This is a genomic window from Anaerococcus sp. HMSC075B03, from assembly GCF_001815585.1.
In the GTDB taxonomy this organism is placed as follows: Bacteria; Bacillota; Clostridia; order Tissierellales; family Peptoniphilaceae; genus Anaerococcus; species Anaerococcus vaginalis.
Genome location: NZ_KV821167.1, coordinates 11,752 through 34,273, shown reverse-complemented (window position 1 = coordinate 34,273; position 22,522 = coordinate 11,752). Strand labels below are relative to the sequence as shown.

General features: G+C 27.4%; 22 protein-coding genes, 1 tRNA gene and 1 other RNA gene. 6 read left to right on the top strand and 18 right to left on the bottom strand.

Going from position 1 to position 22,522, the window contains the following annotated elements; all coding sequences use genetic code 11:
• Positions 1-23: 23 nt before the first annotated feature.
• The 10 genes from HMPREF3045_RS01660 to pfkB form a co-directional block, all read right to left on the bottom strand.
• A complete protein-coding gene (locus HMPREF3045_RS01660) occupies positions 24-1,226 on the bottom strand; it encodes a carboxylate--amine ligase (protein WP_070736867.1) in 1,203 nt (400 codons plus the stop codon).
• Positions 1,227-1,301: 75 nt separating this feature from the next.
• Entirely contained in the window at positions 1,302-2,093 is a 792-nt protein-coding gene (locus tag HMPREF3045_RS01655) for a bifunctional 5,10-methylenetetrahydrofolate dehydrogenase/5,10-methenyltetrahydrofolate cyclohydrolase (RefSeq protein ID WP_070736866.1), read from the bottom strand.
• A 48-nt stretch (positions 2,094-2,141) separates the two neighbouring features.
• The gene (locus tag HMPREF3045_RS01650; RefSeq protein WP_070736865.1) at positions 2,142-3,788 is read right to left on the bottom strand and encodes a C40 family peptidase; all 1,647 of its coding nucleotides are present in this window, start codon (positions 3,786-3,788) and stop codon (positions 2,142-2,144) included.
• A 291-nt stretch (positions 3,789-4,079) separates the two neighbouring features.
• Positions 4,080-4,415, bottom strand: an RNA gene (gene rnpB, locus HMPREF3045_RS01645) — RNase P RNA component class A.
• A gap of 37 nt (positions 4,416-4,452) precedes the next feature.
• The gene (locus tag HMPREF3045_RS01640; RefSeq protein WP_070736864.1) at positions 4,453-5,220 is read right to left on the bottom strand and encodes a Nif3-like dinuclear metal center hexameric protein; all 768 of its coding nucleotides are present in this window, start codon (positions 5,218-5,220) and stop codon (positions 4,453-4,455) included.
• A complete protein-coding gene (locus tag HMPREF3045_RS01635; RefSeq protein ID WP_070736863.1) occupies positions 5,198-5,893 on the bottom strand; it encodes a tRNA (adenine(22)-N(1))-methyltransferase in 696 nt (231 codons plus the stop codon). Before HMPREF3045_RS01635 ends, HMPREF3045_RS01640 begins: the two co-directional genes overlap by 23 nt.
• Complete coding sequence (gene rpoD, locus HMPREF3045_RS01630; protein WP_070736862.1) at positions 5,894-7,738, bottom strand: RNA polymerase sigma factor RpoD; 1,845 nt, start codon at positions 7,736-7,738, stop codon at positions 5,894-5,896.
• Between the two features lie 26 nt (positions 7,739-7,764).
• On the bottom strand, positions 7,765-9,438 hold the full coding sequence (gene dnaG / locus HMPREF3045_RS01625) for a DNA primase (protein WP_070736861.1): 1,674 nt from the start codon (positions 9,436-9,438) through the stop codon (positions 7,765-7,767).
• Positions 9,439-9,539: 101 nt separating this feature from the next.
• Complete coding sequence (locus HMPREF3045_RS01620; protein ID WP_070736860.1) at positions 9,540-10,913, bottom strand: aldehyde dehydrogenase family protein; 1,374 nt, start codon at positions 10,911-10,913, stop codon at positions 9,540-9,542.
• 109 nt (positions 10,914-11,022) lie between these two features.
• Positions 11,023-11,937, bottom strand: coding sequence for a 1-phosphofructokinase (gene pfkB, locus HMPREF3045_RS01615; RefSeq protein WP_070736859.1), 915 nt, complete (start codon positions 11,935-11,937; stop codon positions 11,023-11,025).
• A gap of 208 nt (positions 11,938-12,145) precedes the next feature.
• Between pfkB and HMPREF3045_RS01610 the strand changes: the two genes are divergently transcribed.
• Positions 12,146-12,487: a phage holin family protein gene (locus tag HMPREF3045_RS01610; protein WP_004838965.1), complete on the top strand. Its 342-nt coding sequence runs from the start codon at positions 12,146-12,148 to the stop codon at positions 12,485-12,487.
• A 46-nt stretch (positions 12,488-12,533) separates the two neighbouring features.
• Here the strand turns inward: HMPREF3045_RS01610 and HMPREF3045_RS01605 are convergent, their stop codons facing one another.
• On the bottom strand, positions 12,534-12,800 hold the full coding sequence (locus HMPREF3045_RS01605) for an acylphosphatase (protein WP_070736858.1): 267 nt from the start codon (positions 12,798-12,800) through the stop codon (positions 12,534-12,536).
• A 115-nt stretch (positions 12,801-12,915) separates the two neighbouring features.
• On the opposite strand from HMPREF3045_RS01605, the gene HMPREF3045_RS01600 reads away from it, so the two are divergent.
• The 3 genes from HMPREF3045_RS01600 to HMPREF3045_RS01590 all read left to right on the top strand — a co-directional run bounded on the left by HMPREF3045_RS01600 (position 12,916) and on the right by HMPREF3045_RS01590 (position 16,238).
• On the top strand, positions 12,916-15,453 hold the full coding sequence (locus HMPREF3045_RS01600; protein ID WP_070736857.1) for a heavy metal translocating P-type ATPase: 2,538 nt from the start codon (positions 12,916-12,918) through the stop codon (positions 15,451-15,453).
• Positions 15,453-15,722 carry a metal-sensing transcriptional repressor gene (locus HMPREF3045_RS01595; protein ID WP_004838968.1) on the top strand — a complete coding sequence of 90 codons (270 nt, stop codon included), beginning with the start codon at positions 15,453-15,455 and terminating at the stop codon, positions 15,720-15,722. Before HMPREF3045_RS01600 ends, HMPREF3045_RS01595 begins: the two co-directional genes overlap by 1 nt.
• Positions 15,723-15,818: 96 nt before the next feature.
• On the top strand, positions 15,819-16,238 hold the full coding sequence (locus HMPREF3045_RS01590; RefSeq protein WP_019117548.1) for an Asp23/Gls24 family envelope stress response protein: 420 nt from the start codon (positions 15,819-15,821) through the stop codon (positions 16,236-16,238).
• A gap of 68 nt (positions 16,239-16,306) precedes the next feature.
• Here HMPREF3045_RS01590 and HMPREF3045_RS01585 read toward each other — a convergent pair whose 3' ends face one another.
• Positions 16,307-16,807: a QueT transporter family protein gene (locus HMPREF3045_RS01585; protein ID WP_004838970.1), complete on the bottom strand. Its 501-nt coding sequence runs from the start codon at positions 16,805-16,807 to the stop codon at positions 16,307-16,309.
• 175 nt (positions 16,808-16,982) lie between these two features.
• Between HMPREF3045_RS01585 and HMPREF3045_RS01580 the strand changes: the two genes are divergently transcribed.
• Positions 16,983-17,058 (top strand) — tRNA-Lys (locus HMPREF3045_RS01580).
• 176 nt (positions 17,059-17,234) lie between these two features.
• A complete protein-coding gene (locus HMPREF3045_RS01575) occupies positions 17,235-17,969 on the top strand; it encodes an ECF transporter S component (protein WP_070736856.1) in 735 nt (244 codons plus the stop codon).
• 78 nt (positions 17,970-18,047) lie between these two features.
• On the opposite strand, the gene HMPREF3045_RS01570 is transcribed toward HMPREF3045_RS01575, so the two are convergent.
• The 6 genes from HMPREF3045_RS01570 to HMPREF3045_RS01545 all read right to left on the bottom strand — a co-directional run bounded on the left by HMPREF3045_RS01570 (position 18,048) and on the right by HMPREF3045_RS01545 (position 22,519).
• Positions 18,048-18,353, bottom strand: a complete 306-nt coding sequence (locus HMPREF3045_RS01570) for a DUF4298 domain-containing protein (protein ID WP_019117545.1) — start codon at positions 18,351-18,353, stop codon at positions 18,048-18,050.
• A 112-nt stretch (positions 18,354-18,465) separates the two neighbouring features.
• Positions 18,466-19,404 carry an L-lactate dehydrogenase gene (locus HMPREF3045_RS01565; RefSeq protein ID WP_019117544.1) on the bottom strand — a complete coding sequence of 313 codons (939 nt, stop codon included), beginning with the start codon at positions 19,402-19,404 and terminating at the stop codon, positions 18,466-18,468.
• Between the two features lie 95 nt (positions 19,405-19,499).
• On the bottom strand, positions 19,500-20,027 hold the full coding sequence (locus HMPREF3045_RS01560; RefSeq protein WP_070736855.1) for an NUDIX hydrolase: 528 nt from the start codon (positions 20,025-20,027) through the stop codon (positions 19,500-19,502).
• An 87-nt stretch (positions 20,028-20,114) separates the two neighbouring features.
• Positions 20,115-20,390: a DUF1294 domain-containing protein gene (locus tag HMPREF3045_RS01555; RefSeq protein WP_019117542.1), complete on the bottom strand. Its 276-nt coding sequence runs from the start codon at positions 20,388-20,390 to the stop codon at positions 20,115-20,117.
• A complete protein-coding gene (locus HMPREF3045_RS01550) occupies positions 20,380-21,276 on the bottom strand; it encodes an alpha/beta fold hydrolase (RefSeq protein WP_070736854.1) in 897 nt (298 codons plus the stop codon). Before HMPREF3045_RS01550 ends, HMPREF3045_RS01555 begins: the two co-directional genes overlap by 11 nt.
• Positions 21,277-21,328: 52 nt before the next feature.
• Entirely contained in the window at positions 21,329-22,519 is a 1,191-nt protein-coding gene (locus HMPREF3045_RS01545; protein WP_070736853.1) for a cation:proton antiporter, read from the bottom strand.
• Positions 22,520-22,522 lie beyond the last annotated feature (3 nt).

Here is a 22,522-nt window from a genome sequence, read left to right as displayed (position 1 = left end):
CATTAAAATCATATGCAATTTATTTAATTAGAAAATTTTTTATAGTATTTAATAGTTGAAAATCTTCTTCTCATATAATTAAGGAATCTCTTAAAATTTTTATCATTCTCATACCAAGTTGTAAAAACATAGCCTTTCTTTAACATTTTTAAAGCCAAGTCTTTATCTTTTCTATTAACATATTTTTTCAAAACTGATGGATCAACATACAACCATAATCCATTTTCATATTCATAATAGCATGGTTCATCTTTATTAAAAATTAAATCATCTACAAGATATTTAATAAAATTATTATTGGCTGCATTCATATAAAAACTTGACCTGCCTTGTCTTATATTTATTTCAAATACCTTATACTTTCCATCTCTCTTATCATATTTCAAATCAAAATTTGCAAAACCTGTATAAGAAATTTCTTCCAAAAATTTCTTATATTGCTTATATATATTGTCATCTCCCATTGTTACCAAAGCATTATAATTTCCGATATTTAAAGGTAAGACCTCATCTAACAAACACTTGCCAAGGCTCATCATTTTTACTTGTGAACTTGTATTTACATAAGCATTTAAAACATACATATCTGAACTATCTCCTGGAATAAAATCTTGTGCTATCATTTTTCCAGTATATCCAGCATTATAAATTTGATTTAAAGTTTTCACTAATTCTTCATTGTTGTGAATTTTATAAGCTTTTTTCTTACCCTCAAAATGAGTATTATAAAATTCAATTGAATCATTTGCCTTTAATGCTATAGGATAAGACAATTCTGATTCAATTTTTTTAATTGATTCATCTGTATTGTCATTTGTAATAACTGTGTCAGGATAATCTAGACCATATTTTTCGCAAATTTCATAAAAATCAATTTTATTTTCCAATTTCTCTTGCATATATTTATCAACGTAATTAAATAGATAATAATCTTTTAATTTTTCTTTATTATTAACAAGCAAAGATGAATAACCATCGGAACAAGAAATCAGAATCAATTCATAATCTTTATATTTTTTCTTTAATTCTATCAGTTCCTCTACAAAAACATTATCGTCTTCAAAATTTTCATTTGTATGTACTTCACATATTTTAGAATCTCTTGTATCTCTTAAATTTTTTATTCCCATACAAATAGATTTTATTCCATAAAGCTCATGGGCACTTCTTGCAACACCATAAGCATTTAAATCTGTACCTAAAATTACTAATTTAAATTTTTTCATATACTTCGCCTTTTATTAAATTTTTGCCATTTTAAATCACTTTATAATTATACCATAAAGAAAAATAAATGCTTTTCAATTATATAAAAGACTTTCTAATAACGATAAGGTTGTAATAGAACCTACTCCATTTTTGCAAGTAACAATTTTTATATCTAAATCTTTTATATCCTCATAATCAACATCGCCATACATATTTCCATCTACAAAACTTACTCCTGCATCAATTATTATTTGTCCATTCCTAAAATAATCTTTATTATAATAATTTGCTTTTCCAATGGCAGATATAAATATATCACAATTCTTAATTTTTTCTTTTTGATTTTTTGTTTTTGAATTAAAGAGTGTTACTGAAGCTTTTTTATAATTTAAATACATAGCTAATGGTTTTCCAATAACATTAGTTGAATTAGCTATTATTATATCCTTTCCCTCCAAGTCTAAATTCATATAATTAATAAATTTTATAATAGATTTTACTGTTTGTGGTAAATTCTCAAATTTTTTATTCATTATTTTCCCTAAAGAATCATACTTAAAGCCATCTAAATCATTAAAAGGAATATTTTCTCTTAAATAATCTAGATCTGTCGACTCTAAGAGAGGTTGGAGAACTATAAAACCATCAATATCATTTAAATTATTACAATAATTTATTATATCTAAATGATTATCTTCTTTACTAAATTCTTTATCAATATAATCAATATTAAATTCATTACATCTTCTTATAATTGCATTTTTATATTGATTTACAGCTAAATCATTATTTTGAGATATTATTAATAAGCTTTTCTTTTTATTGCAATATTTTATATTTTTTAATATATCATTTTTTATTTCATTTGACTTAATAATCTTCATAATTTAATCCTAAAAAAACACCCCTAAGGGTGTTTTTAATTTATTTAATTAAAATATTCTTCTTGCTCCTGCAAATACTCTTTGACTCCATGAATTATAGATATTTCCAATTTGAACTCCAACTCCTGGACTTACTGCATGAACATAATTACCATTATAATCAACAATCATTCCTACATGGTCTATAGATCCGCTTTGATTAAAGAATACAAGATCTCCTGGTTGCAAATTATTGATACCTACTGAATATCCATTAGAGAATTGTGCAGCAGAATTTCTATTTAAATTAACTCCAATTTGTTTATATGCATAATAAACTAATCCTGAACAATCAAATCCACTTGGAGATGTTCCGCCCCAAACATAAGGATAACCAACAAATTGTCTAGCAATATTTGCAGCAGCTTGTCCACTTGCTGAAGCTTGAGGTGTTTGAGTTGCGGTTTGTTGTCCAATTGCATTATTATTTGATTTATTATTTTCTACAACTTGTTGTGGTTTAGCAACTTCTTTACTTGAAAGTAGATTTGCACTTATATATCCACTTCTTCCATTATAGTTTACTTTCAACCATCCATTAGCTAATTGTCCACTAACTTTATCTCCCATAGTATAAGAACCTATTATACTGTATGATGTTGATGCACCTGATCTAACATTTAATGCAGCTGTATTTACCCAACCTGTATAAGCTTGAGATTGAACTGTATTTTCTTGTTTTGCTGGTGTATTGTTTTCTTGTTTTTTCTCAACAACTGGTTTTTTAACTTCTGTATTTGATAAACAGTTTGCAGATACATAAGCAACTTGTCCATTATAACTGATTTTTAACCAACCATTTTGAAGTGTTCCTGAAACTTTATCTCCTGTTGACAATGATCCAATAATGCTAGAACTTGTTCCTGCTCCACTTCTTACATTTAATGCACTAACATTTACCCATCCAGTATAACTTGTTGCTTGGCTAGCTTGTGCTTTTTTAGCTTCTTCAGCTTTTCTTGCTTCTTCGGCCTTTTTAGCTTCCTCAGCTTTTCTTGCTTCTTCAGCTTTTTTAGCTTCTTCAGCTTTTCTTGCCTCTTCTTGGGCTATTAAATCTTCTTGGTTAGTATCTTCTACAGCTTGATCAGATAAAAAGTCTAATTTTATGTATCCTTTATCAGTTTTTAACCAACCATCTTCAACTTGTCCACTTACTTTAGTATTTTTATTTAATACGTCTATTACGTTATTTTCTTGATCATTTTTTGAAGACCTAACATTTAATGATTCTACAGCTACAAACTTTTCAACTACAGGGCTTTGTTCTAAAGCTTGTTCAACTGTATTTTGATTTTTATTTTGATCTTCTTCTTTATTTTCTTGAATTTTTTCATCTACAGCTTTAACTATAGCATCTTCACTTGATGATTCAAAAAGTGTAGGATCAGCCAAATTTCTTGTTTTAGATAATTTTGCATCTTTTTTTGTCTCTGTTTTTTCTGCAAATTTAGTATTTTTAACTTCGTTAGAATAATCTTTTTTTACAGAATTAACTTTGGATGCATATTCTTTTTCAATATAAGATACATTATTTTCTAATACCTTTTTTGATTGATCTTCTTTATCTAAATTATTAATCGTAGAAGCATAAGCAGAAGCACCTATTGTAACTGCGGCTAACACTCCTATTGTCGATCCTATATTTTTCTTACTCATTGTTTCCTCCGTTTAAAATTTGTTTTTTTATCTGTTATGAAATCTAGAATAATAATATAACTTTTTAACAAAATAGTCAATAAGAAGTTACAAAAAAATTACACTTTTTAACATATTTTTTATATTTATTTGTGAAAACACTTGTATAATCCCAATTTATTTAAAATATTTGAAGAATTATTTTTATTTCGTAACTTTTTTTATATTTTTTTCTTATTTGTTACAAATTTATTTTTAAATTTTCCAATAAAAAAACTACCCTATTTATATTAGGATAGTTAAATTTAATAAAAATAGAGTAAATCTATAAGCCGTGTTCTGTTAAAAATAATCATCTATCTAGGCTAATTGTCACCAATTAGCTCAAGCGAACTACCATACTGGACCGTTTCGAGTAGAAATCCTAATGTCCCTTTTGTTCTTGCACCGGATGGGGTTTACACAGCATAATTATCACTAATTATCTGGTGAGCTCTTACCTCACCGTTCCACCCTTACCAAAAATTTTTGGCGGTATACTTTCTTTTGCACTTGCCTGAAGGTCGCCCTTACTAGACGTTATCTAGCATCCTTACTCTGTGGTGCACGGACTTTCCTCGTCATTGACGCGATTATTCAATTTACTCCGTTATTTATTTTATCATAATTTTTTTATTTGTAAAGATTATATAAATTCTCTATATGAATCTTTTTTTGCACAAGTGTATATTCCCGTTGCAAAATTTTTTTCTAATAAATCTTTTATCATATAAATAATATGATTTTCGCTTGCGAAATGTCCTGGATCGACTATATTTATTTTTTTACAATTATCTATAGCCTCATGATATTTTACATCACTTGTTACAATAAGATCACAGCCTTTTTTAATTGCATCATTTATAAAATCACTGCCAGCTCCTCCACAAAGAGCAACTTTTTTTATTTTTTTATTTTTATCTCCATAAAGTATAAGTCCTTTGCAATTTAATTTTTCTTTTACAAATTTAGAAAAATCATAAGCTGTTATTTCATCTGTATATCCAAATCTTGCCATAGGATTTTCATTATTTGTATCTAAATTTGAAATATCTTTAAGCTCTAAAAGTTTTGCCAAATTATCATTCACTCCGCCTTTACCTATATCAAGATTGGTATGCATGGCAAAAACTGTAATATCATTTTTAATTAAATCTTTAATAATCTTTCCCTTTTCTTCGTTTAAGTCTATTGATTTAATTGAAGAAAATAAAAATGGATGATGATTTATAATCAAATTACAAGATTTCTCTTTTGCTTTTTGTATTGTTTGTTCGTCAATATCCAAAGAAATCATTATATTTGTTAGGTCATTTTCAATATTTCCAATTTGAAGTCCAGAATTGTCCCAATCTTCTTGTAGTGACAGTGGAAATCTTTCTTCCAAAAATTTAATTATATCTTTTATCTTCATAATATTTAACCTCTTCTATTGCTTGTAATCTTTCTTCAATAAGATCTACTCCTTGTTTATTTACTGAAAATTTTTCTATATTTTCTTTAAATTTTATATTTTTCTTATAAATTTGTTCAAGTCTTTTTTTTAATAATGGATTGAAATCTTGGTAGATAAATTTACCAAAATAAATTTCTCCCAAAGAAAGTTTTCTATCTTTTCCATTCTTAAATCTAATTATATCGTAATGTTTTCTTCCATCTTTAATAAGAAAATCCTTGTCAATAAAAAAACTATTTTCATTTAAAAATTTTCTTAACTTTTCATTGCCAATATTTCCTTCACAAATTACATAATCAAGTTTTCTTATCTTTTCTATATTATTAGAAATAATTTCAATTATAGTAACTGCACCCATTCCTGCAATTATGGCTATTTGATTGTCTTTTATTCCTATATCATTTAGTCCGTCACAAACTTTTGTTTTTATTATTTGTTTTAAATTATCATCTAGCTTTTCTTCTAGTTTTTGAAGGCTTTTTTTTGAAATATCTGTTGCAAGAATTTCTTTTGATATTTCATTTTTTGCTAAATATAAAGGGACTAATCCATGATCAGTCCCAATATCAATTACTTTTTTACCTTCATCAACTAGCTTTGCTATTTTTTCTAGTCGTTTTGTAATTTTCATTTATAAAAAGTCTTTCAATAATTCACTCTTATTAGGCGATTTTAATTTTCTTAGCGCCTTTGCTTCTATTTGTCTAATTCTCTCGCGTGTAACATCAAATTCTTTGCCAACTTCTTCTAATGTTCTTGGAGTTCCATCTATAAGTCCAAATCTTAATTGTAAAACTCTTTTTTCTCTTGCTCCAAGACAAGATAAAACATCATTTAGTTGATCTCTTAGCATTGAATAATTTGCTGCATCATCAGGATTTATAGCTGTATCATCTTCTATAAAATCTCCCAAGTGGCTATCTTCTTCTTCGCCGATTGGTGTTTCCAAACTAACAGGTTCTTGGGCAATTTTTCTTATCTCTTGAACTTTTTCAACTTCAATTCCCATTTGCTCAGCAATTTCTTCGTTTGATGGATCACGACCTAAATCTTGAACTAATTGTCTTTGAATTCTAACTAATTTATTAATTGTTTCAACCATGTGAACAGGAATTCTAATTGTTCTAGCTTGGTCGGCAATAGCACGAGTTATCGCTTGTCTTATCCACCAAGTTGCATAAGTTGAAAATTTAAATCCTCTGTTGTAATCATACTTATCAACTGCTTTCATAAGCCCCATATTTCCTTCTTGAATCAAATCCAAAAAGCTCATTCCACGACCTACATATTTTTTTGCAATTGATACAACAAGTCTTAAATTTGTTTCTGCCAATTTTTGTTTTGCCCTATTTGCATCAAATATTGCCCTATTTAATCTTTTTACATCGTCTGCATCAAATCCTTGATCTTCAAAAATTTTCTTGCACAGATTTTTGGTTTTTGTAAATCTTTCCAAATCTTTTATACTTGATTCTGAAAGTGGTTTATATTCATAAACTTGCCTGGCTTTGTTTGAAAAATTAATTAGATCGCTAATTATTAGCTTATCATTGGTTTTCAAAATTTCATTTTCAGCTCCCTTTTTGTAAAGGTCTGAAAAAGCTAAATAAATTAGTGAAACTATATCGTCAGATTCTTTTGTTGCAACTAATTTTCCAAAATTATCAAATAAATCACACAAAATATTTGCTTCTTTTTCACTTAATTCTTTGTCAGCTATAGATTTTTGTGCAATATTGCAAATTAATATTTTAGATTTTATGGCTTCCAATTGTTCATCTGTTAATTCTTGATTTAACATATTTTCAAATTGATTTCCAATTTCAATCAATGACTCAAGATTTGTTTTTGTTTCTTCATCTAATTCTTTATTTTCTAAAATTGATTGATTTGCACCAAGTATAGTTAACGAAAGGTCTCCATAAAATATATCTAAAGCAAGTTTTACTTTATTTTGTTTGGTAAGTTTTTTGCCACTTTTACTCCTGAATGCTATATCTCCTAGCTCCATTTTTTTCGCCAAAAATATTTCTTCGTGAGCATCTAATAGCTTAACTTTTCCAATTTCTTTTAAATACATTTTTACAGGGTCATCCAACTTTATACCAGTGATAGCTTCATCTTGTATAAACTTTTTTTCTAACTTTTGCTTGTTAGAAACTTTTTTCATGTGATCTTCAAGTTTTTCATCTGAAAAATCTTCATCGTCATCATTATCAAGATCTTCTCTGATTTCTTCGTCATCTTCATCTTCGTCCAAAACAGTTCTTTGTTCTTCAACAATCTCTATTCCATTGGATATAATTTGGCCTATAACATATTTTTTGCTTTCATCTTCCATTTCTTTAAAGGTCTCAAAAGTGTAAACTTGTTTGTAAGTTACAACTCCATCTTGAGATTCACTAATAGATTTAAATTCATCTATTATTTCCCTTAGAAGATCATCTTCTAGCATCTTTTCGTTATCACTAGTCATAAGTCTCCCCTCCAGCTTTGAAGTGATTAGTCTCTATTTCTTAACTTTTTTAAAAGTTTTTTTCTATTTTCTAAATTTATTTTTTCTTTTAATTCATTTCCTACAATCTTATTGGACTTATCTTTGATGTAATCTATAATAAATTGGTAGTCATTTGAAAAATTTTCGCTTATTTTATCAAAACCATTTTTATCAATATATTGTTTTATTTCAAGCAATTTTTCATCCACTATTACTTGATCAAAAAAATCTTTATTTTCATCATACTCATCTTTTTGATTAAGATATAATCTTAACGTTTCAAGCTCATTTGTAGAAACGGAATATTTTTTTCTTTCAATAATTGTGTTTTGATTGGTGTTAAAATTTTTAAAATCATTTTTATTATAAAAACTATCTTTATTTTGATTTTTGTAAGTCTTTTTGTAGTTATCATTATACTTTAAGACAGATTCTTTTAAAGTAGATTTATCTATATCAAAAAGTTTGCTTACATTATTTATAAAAATTTCTCTAGTAAGATCTGATTTTATTGAAGATAAAAATTCTATAAATAAATTTAATTTTTCAAATTTTTCATTGTCCTTACTTTCCGCATATAAGTCGAGAATTTTATTATACTTGTAATTGTAAACATCACTAGCCTCATCCATTTTTTTAATAAAAGCATCTCTGCCATATTTTTTTACAAAATCATCTGGGTCAAGACCTTTTTCAAGGCTAATTATATTTGGTTTTATTCCTTCATCTAATAAAATTTCGATTGCCCTATCTGTAGCTTTTATTCCAGCATTATCTTCGTCGTAGCAAATATAAACATTTTTTGCATATCTTTTTAAAAGTTTTGCCTGATCGCTTGTAAGTGATGTCCCAAGACTTGCCACAGCTTGGTCAATACCTTGATTATTTAAACCAATTACATCCATATATCCTTCAACCAAGATAATATCTTTATTAGATTGTTTTTTGAAAATATTTAAACCATAGAGGTTATATCTTTTTTTGAAAACTTGACTTTCTGGTGAATTTAAATATTTTGGCATAGTAGAATCAATACTTCTTCCACCAAATCCAATAACTTTTCCATAGTGATTTATAATTGGAAAAATTAACCTATTTCTGTACTTATCATAATATTTTCCATTTTGGGATTTTTTAATTAAACCCAAATTTTCAATATCATCCAAAAGATAATCTTTATTTTTTACATAAGATAATAAATCATCCCAAGAATTTTTGGCAAAACCTAGCATAAAAGTATTTACAATATTTGACCTAAATCCTCTGTTTTTCAAATAAATTTGACAAGCCTTATCAGTCAACAAATTTTTGTAAAAATACATCATTATATCTTTATTAATGTCGTAATATCTATTTAAAATTTTATTTTCTTTAGAAGATTTTGTATCATCAAGTTTTATACCAGCTTTTTTAGCCAAATATTTCATAGAATCAATGTAGGAAAGTCCTTCTTTGTGCATAATAAAAGAAACAACATCTCCACCTTCGCCACAACCGAAGCAATGAAATAATTGTTTCCTATCATCAACTGTAAAGGATGGTGTCTTTTCATTGTGAAAAGGACACAAACCCTTATAAGAGTTTCCAGATTTTTTTAAATCTACATAATCTCCAATAATTGCTACAATATCTGAATTTCCTAAAATTTCATTTTTCTTTTCATCAGATATAAACACCATTAAACCACCCCTTGATATAAAAGCTATTATACTTTTGTAATTTTTTTATTCAATAAATTAAAATAAAATAAAAAATAAGAATCCTAGATAAATTAGGATTCTTATTTGAAAATTTTTTTAATTATTTTTTCTTGACCTTTTGAATATGGTGGATATTTTATTTTTATATCAATATTGTTCGACCTAATCATTATAGATTTTCTGTTTGAAAAATTCATAAAACCAAATTTGCCATGATAACCGCCCATTCCACTTTCTCCAACTCCTCCAAATTCTAAATTAGGATTTGTCAAATGCATTATCGTATCATTTATACAAACTCCACCAGATGATAAATCATAAGTTAATCTATCAATATGTTCTTTATCTTCACTAAAAATATACATTGAAAGAGGCTTATCCATAAATTTTAATTTTTCTATTACTTTAAAAATATCATCGTATTCTATCACCGGAAGAATTGGTCCAAAAATTTCTTCTTGCATAATTTTATTTGAAAAATCTACATCATCAATTATTGTAGGCTCAATTTTTAAAGTTTTTGAATTATACAAACCACCAGTGTAAATATTTTGACCTTCCATCAAATTAATAAGTCTTTCAAAAGAATTTTTGTCAATTATTCTTGGATAATCAGGATTTTCCGATGCTCTATCGCCATAAAATTCTAATATCGTTTGTTTCATCAATCTTAAAAGTTCTTTTTTAACATCTTTATGAACCAACAAATAATCTGGTGCTACACAAGTTTGTCCGCTGTTTAAAAGCTTTCCCCAAATAATTCTTTTTGCGGCGAATTTTAAATTTGCACTTTCATCAACTATGCAAGGAGATTTGCCACCAAGCTCAAGCGTAACTTTAGTCAAATTTTCACTTGCTTTTTTCATAATAATTTTTCCAACTTTTTGAGAGCCAGTAAAAAATATATGGTCGTATTTGTAAGATAAAAGTTCATCATGACTTACTTTTTCATTATCAACACAATAAATAAACGCCCTATCAAAACTTTCATCCAATAATTTTTTTATTATTTTTGATGTATAAGAAGATTTTTTTGAAGTTTTTAAAATTACAGTATTACCACTTGAAATTGCATTTACAATTGGATTTATTGCAAGCAAAAACGGATAATTCCATGGAGAAATAACTAGAGTTACACCCAAAGGTTCATATCTTGTAAAAGATTTTGCAGGCATTGCCTCCATATTTGTAATCTCTCTTGTATCTTTCATCCAATCCGATAAATTTTTTAAAGAAAAATCTATTTCTGCAAAGGCACTTGCAATTTCTGAAATATAAGATTCTGTGCTTGATTTATTTAAATCCATTTTTAAGGCATAAATAATTTCTTCCTTATACTTATCAATAGATTTTTTTAAAGTTATTAATGTTTTTTTTCTAAAATCTTCTGTGTTGGTTAAGCCAGTTCTAAAAAATATTTTTTGTTCATTTATAATTTTTTCTAATTCTTTCATATCTTACCTCGCTTATTTTACCTATACCCAATTTTAAACAATAAAAAAACACCAGCTTAAATTATTAGGCTAGTGAAAAATTATTTTTTTGATTTTTAATCATATAGCTTTATTCCCATTCTTCAAGCTCAACTTTTTTAAAAATTTCATCTATAAGTTCTTTTTCAGCAATATCAGGACTAAAGGCTGTTGCACTTCCACAAGAGACTGCAAGTTTATATGAATCAAGTTTTGAAAATCCTTTCATATAACCATAAATATATCCTGCAACCATGCTATCTCCACTTCCTACAGAATTAATTAATTTTCCTTCAATAGGTCTTGCTTTATAAACTATATTACTATCAATAAACATTGAGCCATCTTTACCAAGTGAAACAATTACATTTTCAGCTCCTTGGTCAATTAATTTTCTTGCATATTTTACAATTTTTTCATCACTATCAATTTTATCTTCAAAAATTTCTTCAAGCTCTTTTTTATTTGGCTTTACCAAAAATGGTTTATAAGATGAGAGTTTATATAATTTTTTACCAGAAGTGTCTAGAGCAAATCTTACATTATTCATTTCAAGTAAATTTACTATAACCCTATAAAAATCATCTCCCAAAGATTTTGGAATTGAACCAGATATTATTACAAAATCATCTTCTTGCAATTGGTCTAAATAATTTAAAAATTCTTCAATTTCTTCTTCTTTAATTTGAGGACCTTGGGCATTTATTTCAGTTTCTGTTTCATATTTTAATTTCACATTTATTCTAGAATCATCTTCGATTCTCGTAAAATCTTCCTCGATTCCCAAATCATTTAATTTTTTTCTAATAAAATCTCCTGTAAATCCACCAAGAAAACCAATATTTATTGAATTTTCTCCAAGATTTTTCAAAAGTTTTGAAACCATTATTCCCTTTCCGCCAGGATATTTTTCTTCACTATTACTTCTTAAAGTTTCTCCATCCAAAAATTCATCTATTCTTAGAACATAATCAATTGATGGGTTTAAGGTAAGTGTGTAAATCATTTCTCCTCCTCAATAATTTCATTTATTTTTTTATTTATTTTAGAAAATAAATATTTTTAATTTAATATCAACTCTTATCCAAAAAAATGAGTCAAGATTATTATAGTACATTTCACATAGAAATGGAGCTTTTTACTTTAAATATTGATTTTTTCTTTTCAACTTGTACAGTTAATATACAAAAATCATTTGAATCGAGGTGAAAATAATGACATTTTTAATTCAATGGATTGCAAACGCAATTAGTCTTTATCTTCTTGATATTTTATTTGATGGAATAACTTTTACAGAAAATAAGGCAATAATAATTACAGCTTTAATATTGATGTTTGTAAATGCAATTATAAAACCAATTTTAAAATTATTATCTCTACCATTAACAATTGTAACTTTTGGTTTATTTTCTTTTATAGTAAACGCAATTGTTTTACAAATTACATTTAATCTTGCAAGTGGTGCAAGCATAAATTCATTTGGAACCGCTTTAATTGCATCAATAATTCTTGCAATAATAAATCCTGCAATAAGCAATTTTTTCGACAAAAAATAAGACTCTTGTATTTTTTACAAGAGCCTTTTTTGTTACAATTCAATTTTTATGACAATTTAAATTTTTCCTCATCTTTTATTAATTCTTTTTCTTTAATTTCTATATCATCAATTCTTATAAATCTATCCTTAGCCAATTTTTCCAAAAATAAATCTATTTTTTCTCTATCTCCTTGAATATTTAATTCAACATCTCCATCATATAAATTATTTACATCTCCAGTTAAGCCAAGTTCATTTGCAAGCAAATAAGATTTATATCTAAAGCCAACTCCTTGGACTCTCCCTTTAAAAATCATATTGTATCTTTTCATTTTTTACTCCTTTCTTATTTTCTACCCATCAAAATTAAAAAATATTTCTTTACAAAAATTATTATAAGCATATAATAAAAATAACACCCCCACACGGTGTTAGTTAGGAGGTAAAATGAAAGAACGCTTTGATGTTAGTGGAATGACTTGTGCATCTTGTCAGGCAAATGTTCAAAAAGCTGTCGAAAAACTCGGCGTTGATTTTGTAAATGTAAATCTTATTTCGGAAACCATGACTGTTTCTTATGATGATGGAAAAATTTCTGAAAATGATATTATAAAAGCTGTAGAAAAAATTGGCTATGGAGCAAAGGTAAAAAATAAAAATAATTTAAAAGAAAATAATAAAACTTTTGATGAAGAAAAAATTGTCAAAAACAGATTAATTATTTCTTTTATATTTTTGATTCCATTGATGTATATTTCTATGGGACACATGATAAATCTTCCACTTCCTCATTTTTTAATGGGAGCGCGTGGCAGTGTAAACTTTGCTTTTTTGCAATTTTTATTAACCTTGCCAATAGTTTTTGTAAATAGAATTTTTTATATTTCTGGTTTTAAAGCTCTTTTTAACAAAGCATCTAATATGGATACTTTAGTAGGACTTGGATCTTTTGCCGCATTGATTTATGGAATATTTGCCATAATGAGAATGGCTTATGGTCTTGGCTTTGAAAAATTTGAAATTGTAGAAAATTATAGACATAACCTATATTTTGAATCATCAGCAATGATTTTGACTTTGATTACTTTGGGAAAATATTTCGAAAAAAAATCTAAAGGTCAAACAAAAAAATCTTTGGAATCTTTAATGAATCTTGCCCCAAAAAAAGCTAGAATTTTAAAAGATAAAAAAGAAGTAGAAATCTTGGTTGAAGATTTGAAAAAAGGAGATTTGATTTTGGTTAGACCAGGAGAGGCAATTCCTGTTGATGGAATCGTAAAAGAAGGTTCATCTCTTGTTGATGAATCTGCAATAACTGGCGAATCAATTCCTGTAAATAAAAATATTGGAGATGAAGTTATTTCTGCAACTTTAAATAAACAAGGCTCTTTTATATTTGAAGCTACAAAAGTCGGAGAAGATACTACGCTTTCAAAAATAATTGAGCTTGTAAATCAAGCAAATGAAACAAAAGCACCAATAGCAAAGCTTGCCGATAAAATTTCTGCAATTTTTGTTCCAACTGTAATGATACTTTCTTTAATTACTTTTGTAGTTTGGATGATTTTAGGATATGGTTTTGAATTTTCTTTAAATTTTGCAATTTCTGTTTTAGTAATTTCTTGTCCATGTGCTTTGGGACTTGCAACTCCAATGGCAATTATGGTTGCTACAGGAAAAAGCGCCCAATTTGGACTCTTATTTAAAAATGCAGAAAGCTTAGAAAATCTTCACAAAGTTGATACAATTTTACTAGATAAAACTGGAACAATAACTGAAGGAAGACCACAAGTTACTGATATAATTTCAGAAATTGATGAAAATGAATTTATAAAAATTGCAAGCTCAATCGAAAATAATAGCGAGCATCCCCTATCACATGCCATAAGCGAATATGCAAAAGATAATAATATTCAAGCAAAAAATATAGAAGATTTTGAAGCGATTTCTGGTAAGGGAATAAAAGCAAAATATGAAAACAAAATTTATTATGGTGGAAATATTTCCTTGATGAAAGAAAAAAATATAGATTTAAAATCCTATGAGAAAAAAGCTGATAAATTTTCAAATGAAGGAAAAACTTCTATGTATTTTGCTGATGAAAAAAATGTAATTGGAATAATAGCCGTTCAAGATAAACCAAAAAATTTATCAAAAATTGCAATTGATGAAATGAAAAAAATGGGCTATGAAGTTAGGATGATTACAGGAGATAATGAAAAAACTGCTGAGGCAATAAAAAACGCCTTAAATATTGACGAAAAATACGCAGAAGTTTTGCCCCAAGACAAGGAAAAAGAAATTAAAAATTTGCAAAAACTAGGAAAAAAAGTCTTGATGGTTGGAGATGGAATTAATGATGCGCCAGCCCTTGTTAGAAGTGATGTGTCAATGGCAATAGGAAATGGAACAGATGTAGCCATAGAATCTGCCGATATTATTTTAATTAACAATAATATTTTGGATATTGTATCAGCATTAAAACTTTCAAAATCAACCATAAAAATCATTAAAGAAAATCTTTTTTGGGCATTTTTCTATAATATAATTGGAATCCCACTTGCAGCAGGTCTTCTCTATCCTGCTTTTGGGTTAAAACTTTCCCCAATGTTTGGAGCCTTTGCCATGAGTTTTTCATCAATATTTGTTTGTTTAAACTCACTAAGACTTAGAAAATTTAAAGCAAATTTTGAAAACGAAGAAAAAATAAAAGAAGAAATTGAAAAAGAAAAAAATAAAAATATAAAGGAGAAAAAAATGAACGAATTAAACAAAATGATAGTAAAGATAAATCAAATGAGCTGTAACCATTGTAAAAATCGTGTAGAAGAAATTCTTAGAAATATTTCTGGAATTGAAAATGCCGAAGTTAATTTAGATGAAAAATTAGCAGAAGTCGATTACTTTGGAGCTATTGATGAAAACGAAATAAAAGAAAAAATAAATGACGCTGGATATGAATTTGTTGGCATAGAGTATAAATAATGCAAGCTGACAAAGATAAAACCCTAAGAAAATTAAAAACAGTCAGAGGACAGTTAGACGGACTTATAAAAATGGTTGAAGATGACAGATATTGTATAGATATTTCAAATCAAATAATGGCATCAATTTCGATTTTAAAAAATATAAATTCCGATGTCCTCTCCTCCCATCTTGAACATTGCGTCTACAAGGCACTTGATAAAAACAATGAAGATGGAATAGAAAAAATCGAAGAAATTGAAAAAATAATAAAAAAATTATCCAAATAATTTGAAATCTTTGTTAATAATTGTTTATTTAGAAAAACTTCGGGTAAAAATATAAGGCAAACAAGTTAGTAAGTTGAAATTTAAAAGGAGAAAATTATGGATAGAATTGAAAACAAAGAAATTCAAGCAGAATACGCAAACGAAGTAAGTGAATATACAATTAACGACAATGTAATAGCAAAAATTGCAAAAAAAGTTTTAACAAAAACAGACGGAATTTTAGAATTGAAAAAAAATGTATTTTCATCAATAGCTGATAACTTTACGGATGGAGAAAATACATCAGGAATTTCAATCGACGTTGATGATGCAAAAAATGCTGTAGTTCATACAAAAATAATTCTTGAATATGGCAAAAAAGCTCAAGAAGTATTTGCATCATTAGATAGAAATATCAAAAAAGAAGTTTATAGCCTAACAGGAATAAACGTACAAGCAGTTAAAGCAGAAATAGTTGATGTTTTAACAAAAGAAGAATACGAAGAAAAAAATTCAAAAGATAAAGAAGAAAAATAAGTAAAAATATTTAAGGGACTGTTGTAGAATTATGATTATTCATAATTTTTACAACAGTCCCTTTTTTCTTAGAAATTTTTAATCATATTCATAAAAGCAGAATTATTTTCTAAAATTTTAAAAATAAAAATGCCAATTACAGATACAACAATAAATTCACTCATCATAAATTGTCCAAGCATAATAATGAAAGCAGTTGATGAATCTAACAAAATATAAGTTCCAATAGCTGGAATAACCATAGATAAAACTGGAAACAAAGATGCTATGAACAAATTTTTTTGTCTAATAATCATCATAAAAGCCAAAAAAGATGCGAAAGTTCCAAAAATCACATCAAACACAGCAATATCAGACGCAAAATTAGCCAAAAAACATCCCAATAAAAGTCCCGGAATAAATCTTTTGTTATAAAAAACCAAAAGAACTAAAATTTCACTAAAACGTAATTGGATAGGTCCGTACGCAAGAGATGGGAACATTAAAGTGATTATTGCATACAAAGCCGCGATCGCAGCTGACTTAACTAAAAAATTTGTATCCTTAAAATTATATCCTTGACTAGACATAAATACCTCCTTGATTTTTTTCGGATGGGTCCCAAGTAAACATCCACTACACATTATAGCATATACAAACTTAATAATGAAATTAAAACAAAAAGATTTATAATTTCACTATTAAAAATTTCCCCTTGTTGACAAAAAAATTATAAGATGGTATTATTAATAAGTCAGCAAGTTAGTGCCATTAGCTCAGTTGGTAGAGCACCTGACTCTTAATCAGGGTGTCCAGGGTTCGAATCCCTGATGGCGCACCAAATTTAACGCAGATTTTTATCTGCGTTTTTTTATTTTTAATTTTTTCATTTTATTTCTTATTGTTTCAAAAATGATTTTCGCAAACTTCTTAGTTAATTTTTAGACATTTTATTTTTTTGGTATATAATAATTATATAATGAACGACATCCGAAAGGAGTTGTATCAGGAGGTAATATGAATAATAAAGAAAAAACTCGTAAAATGGTAACTGTTGCTATGCTTGGAGCAATCACTATGGTTTTAGGATTCACTCCGATGGGATACATTCCCCTAGGTCTAATTAATATTACGACCATGCACATACCAGTTATTATAGCTGCAATTTTGGAAGGACCAATCGTTGGTGGTCTTGTGGGATTTATTTTTGGTCTATCTTCGATAGCAAATGCTATGCTTAGACCTGGTCCAATTTCATTTGTTTTTTATAATCCAATAATTTCAGTTTTGCCAAGAATTTTAATAGGAATTTTTGCAGGACTTACTTTTAAAGGATTAAAAGACAAAAATAATGAAAAAATCAGAAAAATTTCTTTGATTTTGTGGACAATTCTTACAGGATTTTTAATTTATTTGGTATTTTATAATTTAACTCATCAAGCAAAAATATATCAAATTGTAATTTCTATAGTAATAACTATAATTGCTATTTGTATGCTTTATTTAACTTATAAAAATAAAAATTCAAATCTTTCTGTAGCTATTGCATCTTTTGTTGGAACAATGACTAATACTCTTTTTGTTATGGGCTTTATTTATTTGTTTTATGCAGAAAAATATGTAACAGCCTTGGGTATTTCTGTTGAGGCTGCAAGGAGTACAATTTTTGGCGCAATAATTACAAACGGACTTCCAGAAGCTATTATGTCAATAGTTTTGGTTTCTGCGATTGTAAAAGCTGTTAGAAGATAATAAAATTAAATCCCCTAGCTTTTATATTTTTCTTATTGGCTTTGCCAGTAAAAATTTTAAAAAGCTGAGGGATTTTTTTTAATTATTTTTTATTATTTCTGTTGCAAGCTCAAGCATATCAACTGCCAAATAATAATTATCTCCTAATAGATCATAAACCAAATCTTCTGAAAAAATTCCTTGGCTAATTTCCGGATCAATTTTTCCTTGATTTGATTCTTCTAAGTCTTTCATATATTCTTCTGACGAATAATAATCGGATAATTTTTTATAATCTTTTTGGCTGTTCTTAAATTTTTCAAGTGCCTTTCTAAAATCTTCTACTTCTTTGGTGTTTTTGTTTAGAATTTCTTCCATTTCTTTTATTTTATTTATATCTGCCATTTTAGCCTTCCTTTTTTTAAATTGTTCATACTTTTATTACCCAATTTAAATATTTTCAATTATAAAAAACTGTTACAAAATTATAAATAATAATCCTGCAACAGTCCTCTTTCTATATATTTGATTTATTTATTATTTCTTTTAATGTTTTTGCACTTTCTTTCATTCTTTCATCTTCTGTATCAGTAAGTGGCACTTCAAGGACCCATTTTACTCCATTTTTTCCAATAACTGATGGAGCTCCAATAAAAATATCTTCTAAACCATATTCCCCATCAAGATATGATGAAGTAGAAAATACAGAATTTTGATCATTTATAATTGCTTCAACAAGTCTAGCAAGTGCCATGCCTATTCCGTAAAAAGTTGCTCCTTTTTTATCAATTATTTCGTAAGCTGCATTTTTTACTTTTTCAAAAGTATCTAAGAGTTCTTTTTCGTCAGTTTCGCTGTGGCTTTTAACCCATTCGTACAAAGGCATACCGCCTACATTTGTGTGTGACCAAACTGCAAATTCGCTATCTCCATGTTCTCCCATTATAAAAGCTTCAACGCTTCTTGGGTCAATTCCTATTAAATTTGCAATTTCTTTTTTAAATCTTGAAGAATCAAGAGTAGTTCCTGTGCCTATAACTTTATTTGCTGGAAATTTTGAATATTTCCAAGTTGCATAAGTCAAAATGTCAACTGGATTTGATGCGACTAAAAATATTCCATCAAAACCGCTATCTACAATTTGTCCAATCATATCTTTAAAGATTTTAAGATTTTTTTCTATTAAATCAAGTCTAGATTCTCCAGATTTTTGTGGAATTCCAGCAGTAATAACTACTACTTCTGCATCTTTACAATCGCTATAATCTGCCTTGTAAATGTGTTTTGGATTTGTAAAAGAAAGCACATCGGAAAGATCCATGGCATCTCCTTCTGCTTTTTTTTCATTTATATCTATAATTCCCAATTCTCTTCCAATACCAAGAATTGTAGAGGCATAAGCAAAAGAACTTCCTACAGCTCCATCGCCAACTAAAATTATTTTACTGTCTTTCATTATTCCTCCCTAAAAATTTTATTCCTAGCTATTTACTCGGATTTATAAAATTATTATACACCTTTGCGTGGAAAATGATAATAATTCTTAATTATTTAATCATTAACAAATAAATTCGAATTATTTCTTAAATAAAATAGCAAATTAATATAATCTTTTTGATAAGGAACAAATTCTTTTTCGTCAATAATTTTAATTAGCTCATTTAAACTTACAAATTTTGCATCAGAAACTTCTTCTTTTTGCAATTTTAATTTATTTAAATCTATATTTTTATTACTTATTATAAAGACATCATCAATTCTAAATCCAGTATTTACCGAAATATTTGGATAAGATTTTGAAAAATCATATTTTATTCCAAGCTCTTCAAATAACTCTCTAGATGCAGCTAGTTGTGAACTTTCTCCACTTGATACAGCTCCAGAGACTGTCAAATCCCATAAATTTGGCCAAGATTTTTTTATTTTGCTTCTTTTTTGAATCAAAAGTCTTCCCTTTCTATCAAAAATTAAAACATGGATGATAAGTCGATAAAGACCTCTTGGCACAATATCTCTTCTTTCTATAATTTCTCCAGTTTTATTTCTAAAATTATCGTACAAATCTACATACTCTTTCATCATTTTCTCCTTTATACATTAACTTATTCTTACCCTATTTGACAATTTAAAAGCGACAAATAATTGCCGCATTTAAATAATTTTATTTTAAATTCTATTAAATAAATAAAATCCAAGAAAAATATGTAATCCTATAAAAATTGGAATGCCTATCATAAATTTTTTGTGACGAGTTTTATGATGAATTAATTTCATAGTAATATACATAAAAAACGCTCCTCCCATAAAGGCAAATAGCAAAAGAATATTTTCCCTTATTCTATTCCTTTTAAATTTTTTTGAAGCAATTTTATCATAAATCACAAGAAAAATTGAAATTAAGGAAACAAATATAAAATAAATTATTAAATATTTAATTTTCATTTTTTATCAAATCTTCAAAAATTTCTACAAATTTTTCTTTTTCATCTACAAATACAGCATGACCAGAATTTTCAAATTTTATGAAATTAACCTTGTTTGGAAAATATTCAATACTTTCTAAAGCATCGTCAATTGGTATAACCATATCTTTGTTTCCATGAATCCATGTGACTTTTTTATTTATTTTTTCAATCAAGCCACTTCCCTTTTCCTTTGTGTTATTGTAGGTTACCATAGCAAGGAGCGATTCCAAAAAACACCTTTGTTTTAGAAAATCTTCAGCCATTTTCCTTAAATCATCAGGATTTGGATCGTTGACATTATAAATTGTTTGCCTAAATAAATCTTCAAAAAAATCAATATCCTTATCTTTTATTCCATTTAAAATAGGAACCGTAAAAGAATGATCGTGTTTGATGTTAAAATTTTTCAAAAGATTAGGAAGTTTTAATTTTTTATCATCATCATTTATATCTTTATCTTTTGGCATAACAAAACCCTTAACTCCAACAGAAGCTATCAAAATTAATTGCTTTATTTTTTCAGGAAATATTCCTGCAAAATCCATGGCAACTAGTCCTCCCAAAGACCAGCCTACAAGAGAAAAATTATCTATATCCAAAGAATCAGCAAAATATTTCAAATCCTCTGCCCACTCTTTCATTTCCTTGTGCTTATTTTCATAAGAGCTTTCCCCGTATCCAATTAAATCTGGAGCAAATACTTCAATGTTTTCATCAAGACCTTCCAATAAATCTTCAAAAAATTGGGAAGATGATTGAAAACCGTGAATCAAAATAACTTTATTTTCTCCACAGCCCACATGCCTATAAGCCATGGTCTCGCCATTATCCAATTTTATTTTTTCAAATTCAATTTCACTCATTTTTTCCTCTGTTTTTATATAATATACTGATATTTTATCAAAAATATGTCTTTCAATCTAATAATTTTTGGTTAAAATTATCAATAAATATTGCACCAATAGGAGCTGTAATTAAAATTCCCAAAACTGCCATCGATAAAATTATTTCTCCACTAGAAAGTCCATTTGCAAGTGGAACTGCTCCAATAGCTGCTTGAACGGTTGCCTTTGGCATATAAGAAAAAACTGTAAATAATTTTTCTTTTTTATTTAAATTTGAGCCAGAAATTGAAAGCAAAGTTCCCAAAGACCTAATAATAAGCGCCAAAAAAATCATAATAATCGAAGTAAATCCAAGTTTTGTTATATATAAAATATTAACTTCAGCTCCAACCAAAACAAATAATAAAACTTCTGCAAAAATCCACAATTTTCCAAACTTTTCTGAAAGTCTTAAAGAAACTTCATCATTTGCCTTAATTTTGAAAATGCAACTCATAGCTATAACTGCCAAAAGAGATGAAAAAGCAATTTTATCTTTTAATACATTTTCCATTGCAACTAACAAAAATGAAATAGCAAGAATTATTATAAGCTTAGTAGAATTTCTTATCATATCGCCTTTTTTATAAAAAAATTCAAAAACGATATATAAAATATAGCCAATAATAGCTCCTACAATAATTCCCAAAATTATAGAAATTGGAACATTTGCCAAAGAAACCAAACTTACATCTTCTCCCTTTGCCATTGACAAAAATGATGAAAACAAAACAAGAACAAATATATCATCACAAGATGCACCAGCAAGAATCATTTGTGGGATTGATTTTTCAACGCCCCTTTTTTCTTCAATTAATTTTACCATTCTTGGCACAACAACAGCTGGCGAAACAGCTGCAAGAACCGAACCCATTAAAAGTGCATCTACACTTCTTATTTTGAAAAATATTCTTGCAAAAATAAAATAAGCTAATATTTCAAAACTTGCAGGCAAAAATGACAATAAAATTGCAGATTTTCCTATTCTTTTTAAATCAGAAATATCCAAAGAAAGACCAGCTTTAATTAAAATTACAATCAAGGCAATTTGCCTAAGCTCTGATGAAATATTCAAAGTCTTTGAATCAATTAAATTTAAAACGAAAGGTCCTAAAATAATTCCAGTAAAAAGCATACCAATTAGAGCAGGTATTTTTAATTTTTTACAAAAAAATCCAAATATTAATCCAAAAATAATAATTAGACCAAAAGAAACTAACATAAA

Excerpts from the sequence above, each read along its gene's own strand:
- HMPREF3045_RS01660 (WP_070736867.1), bottom strand. The coding sequence starts at position 1,226 with ATGAAAAAATTTAAATTAGTAATTTTAGGTACAGATTTAAATGCTTAT.
- HMPREF3045_RS01655 (WP_070736866.1), bottom strand. The coding sequence starts at position 2,093 with ATGAAGATTATTAAGTCAAATGAAATAAAAAATGATATATTAAAAAAT.
- HMPREF3045_RS01650 (WP_070736865.1), bottom strand. The coding sequence starts at position 3,788 with ATGAGTAAGAAAAATATAGGATCGACAATAGGAGTGTTAGCCGCAGTT.
- HMPREF3045_RS01640 (WP_070736864.1), bottom strand. The coding sequence starts at position 5,220 with ATGAAGATAAAAGATATAATTAAATTTTTGGAAGAAAGATTTCCACTG.
- HMPREF3045_RS01635 (WP_070736863.1), bottom strand. The coding sequence starts at position 5,893 with ATGAAAATTACAAAACGACTAGAAAAAATAGCAAAGCTAGTTGATGAA.
- rpoD (WP_070736862.1), bottom strand. The coding sequence starts at position 7,738 with ATGACTAGTGATAACGAAAAGATGCTAGAAGATGATCTTCTAAGGGAA.
- dnaG (WP_070736861.1), bottom strand. The coding sequence starts at position 9,438 with ATGGTGTTTATATCTGATGAAAAGAAAAATGAAATTTTAGGAAATTCA.
- HMPREF3045_RS01620 (WP_070736860.1), bottom strand. The coding sequence starts at position 10,913 with ATGAAAGAATTAGAAAAAATTATAAATGAACAAAAAATATTTTTTAGA.
- pfkB (WP_070736859.1), bottom strand. The coding sequence starts at position 11,937 with ATGATTTACACACTTACCTTAAACCCATCAATTGATTATGTTCTAAGA.
- HMPREF3045_RS01610 (WP_004838965.1), top strand. The coding sequence starts at position 12,146 with ATGACATTTTTAATTCAATGGATTGCAAACGCAATTAGTCTTTATCTT.
- HMPREF3045_RS01605 (WP_070736858.1), bottom strand. The coding sequence starts at position 12,800 with ATGAAAAGATACAATATGATTTTTAAAGGGAGAGTCCAAGGAGTTGGC.
- HMPREF3045_RS01600 (WP_070736857.1), top strand. The coding sequence starts at position 12,916 with ATGAAAGAACGCTTTGATGTTAGTGGAATGACTTGTGCATCTTGTCAG.
- HMPREF3045_RS01595 (WP_004838968.1), top strand. The coding sequence starts at position 15,453 with ATGCAAGCTGACAAAGATAAAACCCTAAGAAAATTAAAAACAGTCAGA.
- HMPREF3045_RS01590 (WP_019117548.1), top strand. The coding sequence starts at position 15,819 with ATGGATAGAATTGAAAACAAAGAAATTCAAGCAGAATACGCAAACGAA.
- HMPREF3045_RS01585 (WP_004838970.1), bottom strand. The coding sequence starts at position 16,807 with ATGTCTAGTCAAGGATATAATTTTAAGGATACAAATTTTTTAGTTAAG.
- HMPREF3045_RS01575 (WP_070736856.1), top strand. The coding sequence starts at position 17,235 with ATGAATAATAAAGAAAAAACTCGTAAAATGGTAACTGTTGCTATGCTT.
- HMPREF3045_RS01570 (WP_019117545.1), bottom strand. The coding sequence starts at position 18,353 with ATGGCAGATATAAATAAAATAAAAGAAATGGAAGAAATTCTAAACAAA.
- HMPREF3045_RS01565 (WP_019117544.1), bottom strand. The coding sequence starts at position 19,404 with ATGAAAGACAGTAAAATAATTTTAGTTGGCGATGGAGCTGTAGGAAGT.
- HMPREF3045_RS01560 (WP_070736855.1), bottom strand. The coding sequence starts at position 20,027 with ATGAAAGAGTATGTAGATTTGTACGATAATTTTAGAAATAAAACTGGA.
- HMPREF3045_RS01555 (WP_019117542.1), bottom strand. The coding sequence starts at position 20,390 with ATGAAAATTAAATATTTAATAATTTATTTTATATTTGTTTCCTTAATT.
- HMPREF3045_RS01550 (WP_070736854.1), bottom strand. The coding sequence starts at position 21,276 with ATGAGTGAAATTGAATTTGAAAAAATAAAATTGGATAATGGCGAGACC.
- HMPREF3045_RS01545 (WP_070736853.1), bottom strand. The coding sequence starts at position 22,519 with ATGTTAGTTTCTTTTGGTCTAATTATTATTTTTGGATTAATATTTGGA.